This window comes from Burkholderiales bacterium (assembly GCA_035560005.1).
In the GTDB taxonomy this organism is placed as follows: domain Bacteria; phylum Pseudomonadota; class Gammaproteobacteria; order Burkholderiales; family Eutrophovitaceae; genus DASRFY01.
Window position 1 is genome coordinate 45,780 of record DATMAN010000101.1, and the last position, 15,965, is coordinate 61,744.

Genomic DNA, 15,965 nt, shown 5'->3' on the forward strand with positions numbered 1-15,965 from the left:
GGCGGAGGACGGAGGACGAACCGTGAGCGCGGAGTCCTTCTCACCGCCTGCGCTTCGAGTCCGGGGCGCAGGCCCGCCGGAGCGCGCTTCCATCCTCCCGCCTCGATCGCCGCCTTTCATCCTTGCGCCGCCTTCATCCTTCGCCTTCCTCCCCGTCTTTCACGGCCTTCCAACCGAGAAGTACTCGATGCCCGCCTCCCTGGCGAGCAGCGGGTCGTAAAGATTGCGGCCATCGAACACCACCGGCTGGGACAGCCGGCGCTTGATGTCCTCGAAATCGACCCCCCGAAACTCCTTCCACTCGGTGACGATGATCAGCGCATCGGCCCCGTCCAGCGCCCCGAGCGGCGAATCGGCGAACGACACCGCGGCTTCGCGCTGGAATATCCTCCGCCCTTCCGTCATCGCCACCGGATCGTACGCGCGCACCGTCGCGCCGCGGGTCAGCAGGCCGTTGACGATCACCCGGCTCGGCGCCTCGCGCATGTCGTTGGTGTTCGGCTTGAACGACAGGCCCCAGAGCGCAAAGCGCCGCCCGTCGAGGTGCTCGCCGAAACGCATGCGCACCTTGTCGAGCAGCCTCTGCTTCTGCGTGCGGTTGACTTTCTCCACCGCGTCGATAATGGTCAGCTGCATGCCGTATTCGCCCGCGGTATGCTGCAGCGCCTGGATGTCCTTGGGAAAACAAGATCCGCCATAACCGCAGCCGGCGTACAGGAAGTGATAGCCGATTCTCGGGTCCGAACCGATCCCCAGGCGAACCGCTTCGATGTTCGCGCCGAGCTTCTCCGCCAGGTTCGCCAGCTCGTTCATGAACGATATCCGCGTCGCCAGCATGGCGTTGGCCGCATATTTGGTCAGCTCGGCCGAACGCGTATCCATCACCATCAAGCGGTCGTGATTGCGGTTGATCGGCGCGTAGAGTTGGCGCATGAGCCGGATGGCCTGCTCGTCGCTGGTGCCGATGATGATTCGATCCGGACGCATGAAGTCCTCGACCGCGGCGCCCTCTTTGAGGAACTCCGGATTGGAAACGACGCTGAAAGTCAACGCCTTGCCGCGCGCCTTGAGCTCGTCGTCGACCACCGCCCGCACCCGTTCCGCGGTGCCGACTGGCACCGTGGACTTGTCCACGATGATCCGGTACTCGGTCATGTGCCGGCCGATGTTGCGCGCCGCGCTGAGCACGTAACGAAGATCCGCCGACCCGTCTTCGTCGGGCGGCGTGCCCACCGCGATGAACTGCACCAGCCCATGGGCGACCGCCTCGTCCACCTCCGTGGTGAAGCGCAGCCGGCCGGCGGCCGCATTGTGGCGGATCAACCCCTCCAGTCCCGGCTCATAGATGGGCACGCCGCCATCCTTGAGCAGCTGAATCTTGGCGGCGTCCACGTCGAGGCACACCACCTCATGGCCGATCTCGGCCAGGCAGGCGCCGGACACCAGGCCCACATAGCCGGTGCCTACGATGGTCACTTTCATCCAAGGCTCTCCGCGCTCTCGATTTCACGCACGATGCGCTCGACCACGGCGCGCGGATCGGCCGCGCGCGTCACCGGCCGACCGATCACCAGATAGCTGGCGCCGGCCTCGATGGCGGCGCGCGGTGTCATCACGCGCTTTTGATCGTCCGCCGGACCTTCCGCCAAGCGGATCCCGGGAGTCACGCGCAGGAAGGACTCATCGCAAGCCGTTCGCACCAGACGGGCTTCGTGAGCCGAGCACACGACTCCATCCAGCCCCGCCTGCCTGGCCAGCCGGGCGAGCCGCAGCGCGGCCTCGGCCGGCTCGCCGCTGATGCCCACCTCCGCGAGACCCTCTCGAGCCAGACTGGTCAGAATCGTCACGGCGACGAGTCTCGGCCGTCGATCCGCGCCGTCCAGCGCGGCGCGCGCCGCCTCCATCATCTCGCGCCCGCCGAGCGCGTGGACGTTGAGCATCCACACGCCCAGCCCCGCCGCCGCCCGACAGGCTTGGGCGACGGTGTTGGGGATGTCGTGGAACTTCAGATCCAAAAAAACCGCGAAGCCGCGCCGCGCCAGCGTGGCCACCAGCGCGGGGCCGGCAGCCGTAAACAGCTCCTTGCCGACCTTGACGCGGCAAAGCTCCGGCGAGAGCCGTTCGCTCAAGGCAAGGGCGCGGGCCGCGTCGGGGAAATCCAGTGCGACGATGATTCGCGGTTCCATCAGGCGGCCAGTTCGCGCTCCTCGGAGCGGCGCGGCGGATACGTCTCCCAGCCGTTGCAGGCCGGGCAATGCCAGTAGAACTGACGCGCCTTGAACCCGCAGCTCTCGCAGCGATACATCGCCAGGCTCCTGGTGTGCTGATGCACGAGGTTCTTGATCATCTGCAGATCGTTTCGACGCTCTGCCGGAGCGTCGAGCAGTTGCGCCTCCAGCAGCTTGTCCAGCCCCAACAGCGTCGGATTGCGCGCCAGTTCCGCACGCACCAGACGGTAGGCCGGCTCGGCGCCTTCGTGCTCGAGCTCGCCCTGAAACGTGACGTTGAGCAGATCGAGCGATGGATAGCTGGCCAGATAAGCGCGCAGCAGCCGCAACCCTTCTTCCGTCTTTCCGAGCTGACGATGCGCGGCGAGCAGCTTGTCGGCAACCAGCGCGAGGTAGGCGGGATTCTGTTGCTCGATACGCTTCCAGCACTCGATCGCACGCTCGAGATTGCCAAGGGTCAGTTCGATGTCCCCTTGCAGAATCGTCGCCCGGGCGCACTTGCGGTTGACCGAAAGCGCCTCCGCCAGATAGGAGCGCGCCGCATCCCAGCGCGAGCGGTTCATTTCGATGGCCGCAAGCTCGCAGTAATAGTTTGCGATGTCCTTCGCGCTGGAGCGCCCAGTGACGGCGTCCATCTTGCGCGAGGTGGCGATGGCTTTTTTCCAGTCCTTTTCCTGCTCGTAGATCTCGAGCAAGAACTTCAGTCCCTGCTGTTCGTACTGGGTGCCCTCGAGCTTGGCGAACAGCTCCTCGGCCCGGTCGAGCAGCCCGGCCTTGAGGTAGTCCTGCGCCAGCTCGTAGAGCGCCTGCAGGCGCTGCTCGCGCGCGAGATCGGGCCGGTCCAGCAGGTTCTCGTGCATGCGTATCGCGCGCTCGACCTCTCCGCGTCGGCGAAACAGGCTGCCTAGCGCGAAATGCAGTTCCACGGTCTGCGGATCGACCTTGACGAGTTCGATGAATGTCTCGATCGCCTTGTCCTGCTGCTCGTTGAGCAGGAAGTTCAGCCCCTTGAAGTACGACATCGGCAGTGCGCGCGACTCTGAGAGCAGCTGCTTGATGTCCACGCGTGCGGCGAGCCAGCCGAGCGCAAAGAACAGCGGAAAGCCGAGAAGCCACCAGAACTCGAATTCCATGCGACACCGACGCCTAGCGCGCCTCCTCGGATGAGTGGGCGCGAAGCTGCTTACGCAGTCGCACGCTTTCCCTGCGCTGGCGCAGCATCTTGCCCAGACCCGCGACCAGCCCAGTGGCCACGCCAAGCACGTATGCGACCAGCAAGACGAACACCAGAGGCACCTCCCACTGGCTGCCGAGGTAGAAACGGACAAGCACGGGATCGGTGTTCTTCGCGGCGAACCCGAGAATCACCAGGAATACGGCAAACCGCACAACCCACGCCACTATGCGCATGACAGTCTACATCCGGTTCGTGTGCGCAATACCCCTGCGACCCAAAAAAAAGCGGCACCTCCGAGGACGGTGCCGCCGTGCTCCAATGCTGCTGGCCACCAGTACGCCGCGCTACTGCTTCTTGAGGTCCACGCGCTCGCGCAATTCCTTGCCGGCCTTGAAATGCGGCACATACTTCGCTGGCACGTGCACCTTGTCCCCGGACTTCGGATTGCGGCCGATGCGCGGAGGGCGGTAGTTCAGTCCGAAGCTCCCGAACCCGCGGATCTCGATGCGATGCCCCTGGGCCAGGCTCCTGGCCATCGCGTCCAGGATCATCTTCACCGCGAGTTCGGCGTCGCTCGCCACCAGCTGCGGGAAATGCGCAGCGAGCCTTGCGATCAGCTCCGACTTGGTCATGGGCGCATCCTATTGCGAATTCTTGTTGTCCAGCTTGGCCTTGAGCAGCGCGCCGAGGTTGGTCGTGCCCGCGCTCGACACCTCGGTGGCGTGCTTCTGCAGCGCCTCGGCTTCCTCGGCGGCTTCCTTGGCCTTGATCGAGAGGTTGATGTTGCGGTTCTTGCGGTCGATGTTGATGATCATCACCGACACGCGGTCACCCTCCTTGAGGTGGCTGCGGATGTCTTCCACGCGATCACGCGAGACTTCGGAAGCCCGCAGATAGCCGTCCACGTCGCCTTCGAGCTGGATGACCGCCCCCTTGGGATCGAGCGACTTCACGATGCCCTCCACGATGCTGCCCTTGTCGTGGCTGGCGACATAGTTCGAGAACGGATCGCCTTCGAGCTGCTTGATGCCGAGCGAGATACGCTCGCGCTCGACATCGATCGACAACACCATGGCCTCGACCTCGTCGCCCTTCTTGTACTTTCGCACCGCCTCCTCGCCTGGGGTCGACCAGGAAAGGTCCGACAGGTGCACCAGCCCGTCGATGCCCCCGGGCAGACCGATGAAGATGCCGAAATCGGTGATCGACTTGATCTGACCGCGGACCTTGTCGCCCTTCTTGAAGTTCTGCGCGAACTCCTCCCACGGATTGGGCCTGCACTGCTTCATGCCGAGCGAGATGCGGCGGCGTTCCTCGTCGATTTCCAGGATCATCACCTCCACTTCATCGCCCACCTGCACCACCTTGGCCGGATGAACGTTCTTGTTGGTCCAGTCCATCTCCGACACGTGCACCAGGCCCTCGATGCCGGACTCGATCTCCACGAAGGCGCCGTAATCGGTGAGGTTGGAGACTTTGCCGAACAGGCGGGTGCCCGCCGGGTAGCGCCGCGCGAGCCCGACCCAGGGGTCTTCGCCCAGTTGCTTCAGCCCCAGCGAAACGCGGTTCTTCTCCTGATCGAACTTCAGGACCTTGGCGGTGACCTCATCGCCTACGTTGACCACTTCGGTCGGATGCTTGACTCTGCGCCACGCCAGATCGGTGATGTGCAGCAGCCCGTCGATGCCGCCGAGGTCGACGAACGCGCCGTAGTCGGTGATGTTCTTGACCACACCCTTGACGATGGCGCCCTCCTGGAGCGTCTCGAGCAGTTTCTGGCGCTCCTCGCCCTGGCTGGCCTCGAGCACCGCCCGGCGCGAGACGACCACGTTGTTACGCTTGCGGTCGAGCTTGATGACCTTGAACTCGAGCTGCTTGCCCTCGTACGGATTGGTGTCCTTCACCGGACGGATGTCCACCAGCGATCCGGGAAGAAACGCCCGGATACCGTTGATCATCACGGTCAGTCCGCCCTTGACCTTGCCGTTGACGAGCCCCTGGACGAGCCGGCCTTCCTCCATCGCCTTTTCCAGTTCCTGCCAGGCCGCCAGGCGCTTGGCCTTTTCGCGCGAGAGCCTGGTCTCGCCGTAACCGTCTTCCAGCGCTTCGATCGCGACGCTGACGTAGTCGCCCGGCTTGACCTCGATCTCGCCACGATCGTTCTTGAATTCTTCCGTCGGTATATAGCTCTCGGACTTCAGTCCGGCGTTGACCACGACGAAGTTGGGATCCACGCGCACGACTTCCGCCGTGATGACTTCGCCCGCCCGCATCTCCTGTCTGGCGAGGCTTTCTTCGAACAGGGAGGCGAAGCTTTCGGGTCCGGCTGGAGTCGAGGTGTGGGATGCAGTTTTCATGGACAGAATCGACAAAAAATCCGCTCACGTACAAGCGGGTCAGTGGATCAACCCATCCGAAAGACCGAAAAACCGGCCTGCGGCCCGGTACGCCGGTCCGCCGAAGTCATGCTCTCCAATCAGTGGGATGGGGCCCTGCGCAAGGCCTCCGCGCTCCAATCGAGCACCCGATCGACTGCTTCCTCGATCGTTAAGCACGTTGTATCAAGCACTTGGGCGCCTGCGCTCTTCTGCAAAGGGGCAACGCTGCGCCTCGTGTCGCGGGCGTCGCGTTGCTCGATGTCTCGCAAAAGGGCCGCCAGAGTAGCATTTAACCCTTTGTCTATCAACTGTTTATGGCGGCGCTCTGCACGCGCCTCGACACTCGCGGTGAGGAAAACCTTGAGTACCGCATCCGGGAACACCACGCTGCCCATGTCGCGCCCCTCGGCGACCAATCCCGGCGGCCTGCGAAAGCTTCGCTGGAGTTGCATAAGCGCCTGACGCACGGCGGGAATTGCAGCCACCCGGGAGGCTGCCTCGGCAACGTCTTCGGTCCTGATGGCCTCCGTGACGTCCTCCCCGGCCAGCATGATGCGGGTGCCGGAGAAAGCCACGGGCAACGAGCGCGCCGCCTGTGCCAGGCGCTCGGAATCGTCCAGCGAGACGCGGCTTCGCAGAGCGTGCAGCGCGACCAGGCGGTACAGCGCGCCGCTGTCCAGGTAGTGGAAACCGAGGGCTTGCGCCACGCGTTGCGCAATCGTGCCCTTGCCCGACCCGGAGGGGCCGTCGATCGCAATGACCGGTGCCGCGGTGATGGCCGCAAAGCGTTCGAAGTAATCGGGAAAGGTCTTCGAAACGCAAGCCGGATCATTGATGCGCACCCGCACGCCGCCGAGCGAGACCAGGGAAAAACACATCGCGATGCGATGATCGTCGTACGTGTCGATCGCCACGTCCGGCCGCAGACCGGTCGCCGGCGGAGTCACGATCAGGTAATCGGGGCCTTCTTCAACGCTGGCGCCGACCTTGCGCAATTCGTTGGCCATGGCCACGATGCGGTCGGTCTCCTTGACGCGCCAGCTGCCCACGTTGCGCAGGCGGCTGGTACCGTCGCAGAACAAGGCGACGATGGCGAGCGTCATCCCCGCGTCCGGTATGTGATTTAAGTCCAGATCGACCGCTCTGAGCCGGCCGGACTCCGGAGCCCGCGCTTCGATCCAGCGATCTCCCATGTCCACACGCGCGCCGCATGCCTGCAGCACTTCGACGAACCGGACATCGCCTTGAATGCTGCTCCTGCCGACGCCTTCGACGCGCACCGGCCCGCCCCCGATGGCACCGGCGGCGAGGAAATAGGACGCGCCGGATGCATCGCCCTCGACGTGGATTTCTCCCGGTGCGATGTACGCTGCGTCGGCGGCGACGCGGAATCGCGCCCAGCCTTCGCGCGCGACGCTCACGCCGAAGCGCGCCATCAGGTCGAGCGTCATCTCGACATAGGGCTTCGATATCAGTTCGCCCACGACCTCGACGGTCGTTTCGCGCCCTAGCAGCGGCAGTGCCATCAGCAGGGCCGAAAGGAACTGGCTCGAGATCTCGCCACGCATGCGAACCGTGGCCACCGCATTCAATTGCGCCGGCAGAATCTCCAGGGGCGGATAGCCCTCGCGTTCCAGATAGCGGATCCGAGCGCCGATCGAGCGCAGCGCGTCCACCAGGTCGCCGATGGGCCGCTCGTGCATGCGCGGCACGCCGCTCACCCGGTAATGGCCACCGTTGAGCGCCAGCACGGCGGTCAGGGGCCGCAACGCCGTGCCGGCGTTGCCGAGGAAAAGCTGCGCCGACCTCGCCGGGAAGCGGCCGCCGCAACCGACGATCCGACAGCGGGTCGGATCCGCAGCGCGCTCGACGGTGACCCCGAGGCGTACCAGGGCATCGACCATGCGATCGGTATCGTCGGAGATCAGCAGATCGCGAATGCGGGTCTCGCCCCGTGCCAGCGCGGCGAGCAGCAGGACGCGATTGGAGATGCTCTTCGAGCCCGGCAGGCGCACCGTTCCCGCCGCGCCGTAAAAGGGTCCGAGCTCGATGTAGGGTGTACCCTTCACGGCGTCTTGCGCAACCAGGCTTCGCGGGCGTTGCGCGCCGCTTCGAAGACTCGAGCCAGCGCCTCGCCGTCCCCTGCGCGGATGAGCGCGGCGACCTCGCCGAGCGCGCCTTGAAACGCTTCCAGGTCGGCGGCGATCGCGTCGCGGTTGGCGATGCAGATGTCGCGCCACATCTCGGGGGAGCTGCTGGCGATGCGCGTGAAATCGCGGAAGCCGCTTGCGGCGAACGAAAACAGCTCCTCCGCGCCGTCGCGGGCGGCGATCATGTGAACCAGCGCGTAAGCCACTACGTGCGGAAGGTGACTGACGGCCGAAAATACTTCGTCGTGATGCTCCGGCGTCATGCGGGTGATACGGGCGCCGCAGGCGCGCCACATCGACTCCACGAGCTCCACGGCTTCTGCGCGATTCTCCGGCAAGGGCGTGATGACCACGCGCTTGCCTTCGAAAAGCTCCGCGCTTGCGGCCTGCACGCCGGTATGTTCCGCCCCAGCGACGGGGTGTGCAGGCACGATGTTCGGAGCGGGCGCACCGACGACCTCGCGCACCGCCGCCACGAAATCGCGCTTGGTGCTGCCGGCATCCGTGATCACGGTGCCGGCGCGCGCAGCGCCTTTCAGACGCTCCAGCACGCGGATGGTCTGCTGCACCGGGACGGCGATCAGCACCAGGTCGGCCTGCCGGGCGGCGAGGGCCGGATCCTCCGCCGCTTCATCGATCACACCGAGTTCGAGCGCACGCGCAATGTTGCCGCGGGAGCGGCCCACGCCGATCACGCGATCGACCCGGCCCGCGCGCTTCAGACGCGCGGCGACCGACCCCCCGATCAGGCCCACGCCGACGATAGCCAGCTTCTTGAAGTGGAGTCGATCCAATGCAGGGAGGGATCAGTGCGAGGACGCCGCGTCAGGCCCCGGCCCGAAGCACCTGCGCCAGCGCAGCCAGGAAGCGCTCGTTCTCAGACGCCAGCCCCACCGACACCCGCAGGTGCTCGGGCATCGCGTACGAAGCCACTGGGCGGACGATGACGCCTTTGCGCAGCAGCTTCTGATAGATCTCCTGCGCCTTGCCCACGCGCACGCTGATGAAGTTGGCCTTGGAAGGTATCCATTGCAAGCCGAGTCGCTTGAAACCGTCGGTGAGTTGCTGCATCCCTTGCTGGTTCAGCTCGAAACTGCGAGCGACGAACGCCTCGTCATCCAGGGCTGCCACGGCTGCGGACTGCGCGATGCTGCTCACATTGAAGGGCTGGCGCACACGATTCATCAGGTCCGCGACCCGGGGATGTGCGGCTGCAAAGCCCACCCTGAGCCCCGCCAGTCCGTACGCCTTCGAGAACGTCCTGGACACCAGGAGATTGGGGAACTGACCGATCCAGCGCAGGCTCTCCGCCTGATCCGATGCGGGGAGATATTCGTTGTAAGCCTCGTCCAGCACCACCAGCACCGTGCTCGGCAGCTTGCGCAAGAAGGCCAGCACCGCTTCCGGCGGCACCCAGGTGCCGGTCGGATTGTTGGGGTTGGCGACGAAGACGACCCGGGTGTCGTGCCGTACCGCCGCCGCCATGGCCTCAAGGTCATGGCCAAAATCGCGCGCCGGCACTTCGATTCCTGTCGCGCCCGCGGCCTGGACCGCGAGGGGATAGACGGCGAAGGCGTGCCGGGAATACACCGCGCTTGCGCCGGGTGCGAGAAAGGTGCGCGCGGCGAGTTCCAGAACGTCGTTGGAACCATTGCCCAGAACGATCTGCTGCGCGTTGATACGGTAGCGCCGACAAAGCGCCTGCTTGAGTTCGTACCCGTTGCCGTCGGGGTAGCGTCCCACGCCCTCCAGCGCGGCCGCGGCGGCCGCCAAGGCGCGCGGGCTTGCCCCCAGCGGATTCTCGTTGGACGCAAGCTTGATGATTGCGGCCTCTTCCAGACCCAGTTCCCGCGCCAGCTCGGAGACCGGCTTGCCGGGCTGGTACGGTGCAATGGCGCGCACATAGGGCGGCGCGCAATCGCACAGGTCGAGAGAATCGGCGAGGGCTTGCGGTTTGTTCATGAGATGGCCACGGGGTAGGAGCCCAGGATCTTGAGGAAAGCGGCACGGTTGCGCACTTCTTCGAGGGCGTGGGCCACATGGGGCTCTGTGCGATGCCCTTCGACATCGACGAAGAAGACGTATTCCCAAAGGCCGGTGCGCGAAGGCCGGGACTCCAGACGAGTCATACTCACCGCGTTCTGCGCAAGTGGAGTAAGCAACTCGTGGATCGCGCCGGGACGGTTCTTCGCCGACATGATGAACGAGGTCTTGTCCTTGCCCGAGGCCAGCGCATCGTCTGGGGCCAGCACGGCGAAGCGCGTCGTGTTGTTCGGATCGTCCTCGATGTTGGGCACGAGCACCGGCAGCTGATACTGCTCCGAGGCCATGCGCCCGGCCACGGCCGCCGACTCGGCGTCCTCGGCGGCCCGGCGTGCCGCCTCGGCATTGCTGCCGACGGGAATCCGTTCAGCGTGCGGGCAATGCGCGTTCAACCAGCCGTTGCACTGCGCCAGGCTTTGCGCGTGCGAGTAGATGCGCCGGATGGCGCCCGGGTCGCGCAGCCGCGACAGCAGGTTCTGGTGAATCGGCAAGAGCACCTCGCCGCAGATCTTGAGCGGCGTGGAGACCAGCAGATCGAGCGTGCGCCCGACGGCGCCTTCCGTGGAATTCTCGACCGGAACCACCGCATAGCCCACGGTCCCCGCTTCGACGGTCCGGAACACGTCGTCGATCGAGGGGCACAGGACCGCTGGTGCCTGGCCGCCGAAATGTTTCATCACCGCTTCTTCGCTGAAGGTGCCCCGGGGCCCAAGGCAGGCCACCGCAAACGCATCCTCCAGGGCACGGCAGGCGGAAATGATCTCGGTGAACAGGTGGGTGACGGCCTTGGCCGGCAGCGGGCCCGCGTTGCGCTCGGCCAGCCGCCGCAGTACTTGCGCCTCGCGTTCGGGGCGGTACACCGTAGCCTCGCCCTTGAGCTTGCCGATCTCGCGGGCCAGTTGAGCACGCTCGTTCACCAGTCGCAGCAGCTCGTCGTCGAGCCGGTCGATGCGGTCGCGCAGCGCTTTGAGCGGGTTGGACATCTCAGGCCTGGTCCGCCGGCAGATAGCGCACAGCCAGCACGCCGTCGATGGCGGCCAGCTCTTCGATGACCTTGGCGGGAACGGGACTGTCGACGTCGACCAGGGTATAGGCCATGTCCTGCTTCGACTTGTTGATCATGTTATGGATGTTCAAGCCCGCCCGGGCCACGGTGGTGGAGATCTGGCCGACCATGTTGGGCACGTTGGCATTGGCGATGCCCAGCCGATAAGGCGATTCCCTGGCCATCAGCACGTCGGGAAAATTGACGGCGTTGCGGATGTTGCCGTGCTCGAGGTAGTCGCGCATCTGATCCACCACCATCACCGCGCAGTTGTCCTCCGCCTCGCGCGTGGAGGCGCCGACGTGAGGCAGGGCGATCACCCCAGGATGCCCGACAAGTCCGGCGGCCGGAAAGTCGCACACGTAGTAGCGCAACCGCTTCGCGGCCAGCGCCTCGACCACGGCCACATTGTCGACGATACCCTCGCGCGAGAAGTTGAGCAGTACCGCCCCGTGTTTCATCAGCGCGAGGCGCCGCTCGTTGATCAGATTGCGCGTGGACTCCAGCAGCGGCACGTGCAGCGTGACGAACTCCGAGCCGCGCACGATCTCTTCGACCGAATGGGCTTTGCGCACCTGCGAGGGCAGGCTCCATGCGGCATCGACGGTAATGTCCGGATCGTAGCCGTGCACGTTCATCCCGAGCTTGATCGCCGCGTCGGCCACCAGGCTGCCGATCCTGCCGAGTCCGATGACCCCCAGCGTGTGATGTGGCAGTTCGATACCGGCAAAGTGCCTCTTCTCCTCCTCGATGCGCAGGTTGATGCGCTCATCGCTGCCGCTCAACCCCTCCACGAACTTCAGCGCCGCCGGAATATTGCGCGCCGCCATGAGCATGCCCGCCAGCACCAGTTCCTTGACTGCGTTGGCATTCGCTCCCGGTGCGTTGAACACCGGAATGCCGCGGGAATTCATCGCCTTTACCGGAATGTTGTTCACGCCCACCCCCGCCCGCCCGATCGCCTTGACAGAGGGCGGGATAGGCATCGAGTGCATGTCCTGGGAGCGCACCAGCACCGCGTCGGGATTGTCGATCTGCGCGCCGACCGCGTACCTGTCGGGCGGAAGGCGCTTCAATCCGGCGTGGGAGATGTTGTTGAGGGTCAGGATACGCAGCTTCTCAGCCATCAGCCGTAGCGTTTTTCGAAGTCGCGCATGAACTCCACCAGCGTTCTCACGCCCTCCATCGGCATGGCGTTGTAGATGGAGGCGCGCATGCCACCCACCGAGCGATGACCCTTGAGCTGCACCAGCCCGTGCGACGCCGCCTCTTTCAGGAAGGTCTCGTCCAGCGCCTCGTCCCTCAGCCGGAAGGCAACGTTCATGCGCGAGCGATCTTCCTTCTCCACCGGGCAGTGGTAAAAGCCACTCGAATCCAGACAGTCATAGAGCAGGCCGGACTTGGCGATGGCTTCCCGCTCCATTGCGGCAAGCCCGCCGCGCTGCTTCACCCACTGGAAAACCAGTCCCGCGATGTACACCGCGTAGGTCGGCGGGGTGTTGTACATCCAACCATTGTCGGCATGGATCTTGTAATCAAGCATCGCCGGCGTGCCGGCCGAAGCCTGTCCGACCAGGTCGTCGCGGATGATGACAATGGTCAGCCCCGCCGGCCCGATGTTCTTCTGCGCACCGGCATAGATCGCACCGTAGCGCGAGACGTCGATCGGTCGCGACAGGATGTGGGAGGACATGTCCGCGACCAGAGGCACCTTCCCGGTGTCAGGGACCCAGTGGTACTCGACGCCCCCGATGGTTTCGTTGCTCGTGATGTGAACGTAGGCTGCGTCCGCATCGAGTTTCCAGTCCGACTGTTTCGGCACGTAGCTGAAATGACGGTCTTCACTGCTGGCCGCTACGTTGACGGCGCAAAATTTCCGTGCCTCGCCGATCGCTTTCCTGGCCCATTCTCCGGTATGGATGTAATCGGCCTTCTTTCTGCCACGCAAGAGGTTCAACGGCACCATGGCGAACTGCAGAGTCGCGCCACCCTGCAGGAAGAGCAGACGATAGTTCGACGGCACCGCGAGCAGTTCGCGCAGGTCCGCCTCAGCCGTTTCCGCGATCGAGAGGAACTCCTTGCCGCGGTGGCTCATCTCCATCACCGACATGCCGGTGCCGCGCCAATCGAGCATCTCGTCGCGCGCCTGTGCCAGCACCGGTTCCGGCAGCACGGCCGGACCGGCGCTGAAATTGAACACTCTGCCCACTGCCTTGCTTCCTTCCAAGAACTGCGCGACCAAGCGTTGCGTTACCGAGACTCGGTCTCGCTCTCGGGCCCGCCGTCGGGCACCGGCGGACCGGATGGCTCCAAACCGCCGTTCGGACCCGACGCATCCGGCCCCGCATCCGCAACTTCCTCGTCCCCGTCGGGCAATTCGCCGTCGTCGCGATCCACGACCTTTTCCAGGCCCGCCAGGCGCTCGTTGACATCGAGATTGATCAGCCGCACTCCCTGGGTTGCCCGGCCCATCTCGCTAATCTCTTTGACGCGAGTGCGGATCAGAACGCCGCCGGTGGTCATGAGCACGATCTCGTCGTCTTCCCTCACGAGCTTGGCCGCCACGACGCGACCGTTGCGCGCGGTCGTCTGGATGGCGATCATCCCCTGCGTGCCGCGACCGTGACGCGTGTACTCCGCAATCGGCGTACGCTTGCCGAACCCGTTCTCGGTCGCGGTGAGCACCGCCTGATTTTCGTCCTCCGCCACGAGCAGAGCGATCACCTTGCCGCCCTTGGCCAGATTCATGCCGCGCACCCCACGAGCCGTCCGGCCCATCGGGCGCACTTCGTTTTCGTCAAAGCGCACCGCCCGCCCTTCGTCCGAGAACAGCATCACGTCGTGATGTCCGTCGGTGAGCGCCACTCCGATCAGGTAATCCCCTTCGTCGAGATCGACCGCAATAATGCCCGAGGGGCGCGGACGGGAGAACTCCGACAGCGGCGTCTTCTTGACCGTGCCATTGGCGGTCGCCATGAAGACGTACTTGTTCTCCTCGAACTCGCGCACCGGGAGGATGGCGGTGATCTTCTCCCCATCGACCAGCGGCAGCAAGTTGACGATCGGCTTGCCGCGGCTCGAGCGCCCGCCCTGCGGCACTTCGTAGACCTTGAGCCAGTACATGCGCCCCCGGTTGGAGAAACACAGAATGTGGTCGTGCGTGTTGGCGACGAAAAGGTTGTCGATGAAGTCGTCTTCCTTGGTGGTCGCCGCCTGCCGGCCGCGCCCTCCGCGCTTCTGCGCACGGTAGTCGGCCACGGGTTGCGCCTTCATGTAGCCGGTATGAGACAGCGTGACCACCACGTCGGCGGGGGCGATCAGGTCCTCCATCACCAGTTCCTGGGTGTTGATCTCGATCTGGCTGCGCCTGGGGTCGCCGAACTGCTCCTTGGTCTGTCTCAGTTCTTCGGCGATGATCCCGGTGATGCGGGCCGGTTTGGCCAGGATGTCCAGCAGATCGACGATCTGATTCATGACCTCCCGATACTCCTCGGTGATCTTTTCCTGCTCCAGGCCGGTCAGGCGCTGCAACTGCATTTCCAGGATTCGCTGCGCCTGAACGTCGGACAGGTGATAGCCGTCTTCCTTCAAGCCATACTCGGGCGACAGCTCTTCCGGACGCGCCGATTGCGCCTCGCCTCGCGCCAGCATCGCCTCGACCAGCCGGGAGCGCCACACACGCGCCATCAGCTCCTGCCTGGCCTGCGCCGGGGTCGGTGCGGCCTTGATGAGCGCAATGATCTCGTCGACGTTGGACAGCGCGACGGCCAACCCCTCCAAAATGTGGCCCCGATTGCGCGCCTGCCGCAGCTCGTAGACGGTGCGCCGCGTGACGACCTCGCGCCGGTGCCGCAGAAAGGCCTCCAGGATCTCCTTGAGGTTCAGCAGCCGCGGCTGGCCATCGACCAGTGCCACCATGTTCATCCCGAACGTGTCCTGGAGCTGCGTTTCCTTGTACAGGTTGTTCAAGATGACTTCGGGTACCTCGCCGCGCTTCAGTTCCAGAACGGCGCGCATCCCCGACTTGTCCGATTCGTCACGGATCTCCGCAATGCCCTCGAGCCGCTTCTCCCGCACCAGCTCGCCGATGCGCATTAGCAAAGCGGCCTTGTTCACCTGGTAGGGCAGTTCGTCGATGACGATCGCCTGCCGCCCCCCCTTCTCCACTTCCTCGAAGTGCACGCGAGCGCGGATGACGATGCGGCCGCGGCCGGTTCGATAGCCTTCGCGGATTCCCGCGGTACCGTAGATGATGCCGCGGGTGGGAAAGTCCGGACCTGGAATGATGCCGATCAACTCGTCGATATCGATCTCGGGGCGCTCGAGGATCGCCAGACAGGCGTCGACCACTTCGCCCAGGTTATGAGGCGGAATGTTGGTCGCCATCCCGACGGCGATGCCCGCGGATCCGTTGATGAGGAGGTTCGGGATGCGAGTGGGCAGGACGCTGGGCTCGAGTTCCTTGCCGTCGTAGTTGGGGACGAAATCGACGGTCTCCTTGTCGATGTCCGCCAGCATCTCGGAAGCGATGCGCTCGAGGCGGCACTCCGTGTATCGGTAGGCGGCGGCCGAGTCGCCATCCACCGAACCGAAGTTGCCCTGGCCGTCGACGAGCGTGTAGCGCATCGAGAAGTCCTGCGCCATGCGCACGAGCGCTTCATAAGTGGCCGTATCGCCGTGCGGATGGTATTTGCCCAGCACGTCGCCCACGACCCTCGCGCACTTGACGTACGGGCGATTCCAGACGTTGTTCGCCTCATACATCGCATACAGGATCCGCCGGTGCACTGGTTTGAGCCCGTCTCGTACGTCGGGAAGCGCGCGCCCGACGATTACGCTCATCGCGTAATCGAGGTAGGAGCGACGCATCTCCTCCTCGAGGCTGATCGGCAGGGTTTCTCTGGCGAATTGCTCCATCTAGGCAAACGGACTCAGTGGGACGGG

General features: G+C 64.8%; 13 protein-coding genes. All 13 read right to left on the reverse strand.

Going from position 1 to position 15,965, the window contains the following annotated elements:
* Positions 1 to 159: 159 nt before the first annotated feature.
* The gene (locus VNM24_16290; protein HWQ40139.1) at positions 160 to 1,482 is read right to left on the reverse strand and encodes a UDP-glucose/GDP-mannose dehydrogenase family protein; all 1,323 of its coding nucleotides are present in this window, start codon (positions 1,480 to 1,482) and stop codon (positions 160 to 162) included.
* Positions 1,479 to 2,186, reverse strand: a complete 708-nt coding sequence (gene pyrF / locus VNM24_16295; GenBank protein ID HWQ40140.1) for an orotidine-5'-phosphate decarboxylase — start codon at positions 2,184 to 2,186, stop codon at positions 1,479 to 1,481. Before pyrF ends, VNM24_16290 begins: the two co-directional genes overlap by 4 nt.
* A complete protein-coding gene (gene lapB / locus VNM24_16300; GenBank protein HWQ40141.1) occupies positions 2,186 to 3,361 on the reverse strand; it encodes a lipopolysaccharide assembly protein LapB in 1,176 nt (391 codons plus the stop codon). The genes pyrF and lapB overlap by 1 nt, the downstream gene beginning before the upstream one ends.
* Before the next feature lie 13 nt (positions 3,362 to 3,374).
* Entirely contained in the window at positions 3,375 to 3,638 is a 264-nt protein-coding gene (locus VNM24_16305; protein ID HWQ40142.1) for a LapA family protein, read from the reverse strand.
* Positions 3,639 to 3,749: 111 nt separating this feature from the next.
* Positions 3,750 to 4,037: an integration host factor subunit beta gene (locus tag VNM24_16310; protein ID HWQ40143.1), complete on the reverse strand. Its 288-nt coding sequence runs from the start codon at positions 4,035 to 4,037 to the stop codon at positions 3,750 to 3,752.
* Between the two features lie 9 nt (positions 4,038 to 4,046).
* Positions 4,047 to 5,762, reverse strand: a complete 1,716-nt coding sequence (gene rpsA / locus VNM24_16315; GenBank protein ID HWQ40144.1) for a 30S ribosomal protein S1 — start codon at positions 5,760 to 5,762, stop codon at positions 4,047 to 4,049.
* Between the two features lie 119 nt (positions 5,763 to 5,881).
* On the reverse strand, positions 5,882 to 7,852 hold the full coding sequence (locus VNM24_16320) for a bifunctional 3-phosphoshikimate 1-carboxyvinyltransferase/cytidylate kinase (protein ID HWQ40145.1): 1,971 nt from the start codon (positions 7,850 to 7,852) through the stop codon (positions 5,882 to 5,884).
* Complete coding sequence (locus VNM24_16325) at positions 7,849 to 8,727, reverse strand: prephenate dehydrogenase/arogenate dehydrogenase family protein (GenBank protein HWQ40146.1); 879 nt, start codon at positions 8,725 to 8,727, stop codon at positions 7,849 to 7,851. The genes VNM24_16320 and VNM24_16325 overlap by 4 nt, the downstream gene beginning before the upstream one ends.
* Positions 8,728 to 8,758: 31 nt before the next feature.
* Entirely contained in the window at positions 8,759 to 9,895 is a 1,137-nt protein-coding gene (gene hisC, locus VNM24_16330) for a histidinol-phosphate transaminase (protein ID HWQ40147.1), read from the reverse strand.
* The gene (gene pheA, locus VNM24_16335) at positions 9,892 to 10,959 is read right to left on the reverse strand and encodes a prephenate dehydratase (protein ID HWQ40148.1); all 1,068 of its coding nucleotides are present in this window, start codon (positions 10,957 to 10,959) and stop codon (positions 9,892 to 9,894) included. The genes hisC and pheA overlap by 4 nt, the downstream gene beginning before the upstream one ends.
* A gap of 1 nt (position 10,960) precedes the next feature.
* Positions 10,961 to 12,148, reverse strand: coding sequence for a phosphoglycerate dehydrogenase (locus VNM24_16340; protein HWQ40149.1), 1,188 nt, complete (start codon positions 12,146 to 12,148; stop codon positions 10,961 to 10,963).
* Positions 12,148 to 13,230: a 3-phosphoserine/phosphohydroxythreonine transaminase gene (serC, locus tag VNM24_16345; protein HWQ40150.1), complete on the reverse strand. Its 1,083-nt coding sequence runs from the start codon at positions 13,228 to 13,230 to the stop codon at positions 12,148 to 12,150. Before serC ends, VNM24_16340 begins: the two co-directional genes overlap by 1 nt.
* Before the next feature lie 41 nt (positions 13,231 to 13,271).
* A complete protein-coding gene (gyrA, locus tag VNM24_16350; protein ID HWQ40151.1) occupies positions 13,272 to 15,938 on the reverse strand; it encodes a DNA gyrase subunit A in 2,667 nt (888 codons plus the stop codon).
* Between the last annotated feature and the right edge of the window lie 27 nt (positions 15,939 to 15,965).

Excerpts from the sequence above, each read along its gene's own strand:
- VNM24_16290 (HWQ40139.1), bottom strand. The coding sequence starts at position 1,482 with ATGAAAGTGACCATCGTAGGCACCGGCTATGTGGGCCTGGTGTCCGGC.
- hisC (HWQ40147.1), bottom strand. The coding sequence starts at position 9,895 with ATGAACAAACCGCAAGCCCTCGCCGATTCTCTCGACCTGTGCGATTGC.
- VNM24_16310 (HWQ40143.1), bottom strand. The coding sequence starts at position 4,037 with ATGACCAAGTCGGAGCTGATCGCAAGGCTCGCTGCGCATTTCCCGCAG.
- VNM24_16305 (HWQ40142.1), bottom strand. The coding sequence starts at position 3,638 with ATGCGCATAGTGGCGTGGGTTGTGCGGTTTGCCGTATTCCTGGTGATT.
- pheA (HWQ40148.1), bottom strand. The coding sequence starts at position 10,959 with ATGTCCAACCCGCTCAAAGCGCTGCGCGACCGCATCGACCGGCTCGAC.
- pyrF (HWQ40140.1), bottom strand. The coding sequence starts at position 2,186 with ATGGAACCGCGAATCATCGTCGCACTGGATTTCCCCGACGCGGCCCGC.
- lapB (HWQ40141.1), bottom strand. The coding sequence starts at position 3,361 with ATGGAATTCGAGTTCTGGTGGCTTCTCGGCTTTCCGCTGTTCTTTGCG.
- gyrA (HWQ40151.1), bottom strand. The coding sequence starts at position 15,938 with ATGGAGCAATTCGCCAGAGAAACCCTGCCGATCAGCCTCGAGGAGGAG.
- VNM24_16340 (HWQ40149.1), bottom strand. The coding sequence starts at position 12,148 with ATGGCTGAGAAGCTGCGTATCCTGACCCTCAACAACATCTCCCACGCC.
- rpsA (HWQ40144.1), bottom strand. The coding sequence starts at position 5,762 with ATGAAAACTGCATCCCACACCTCGACTCCAGCCGGACCCGAAAGCTTC.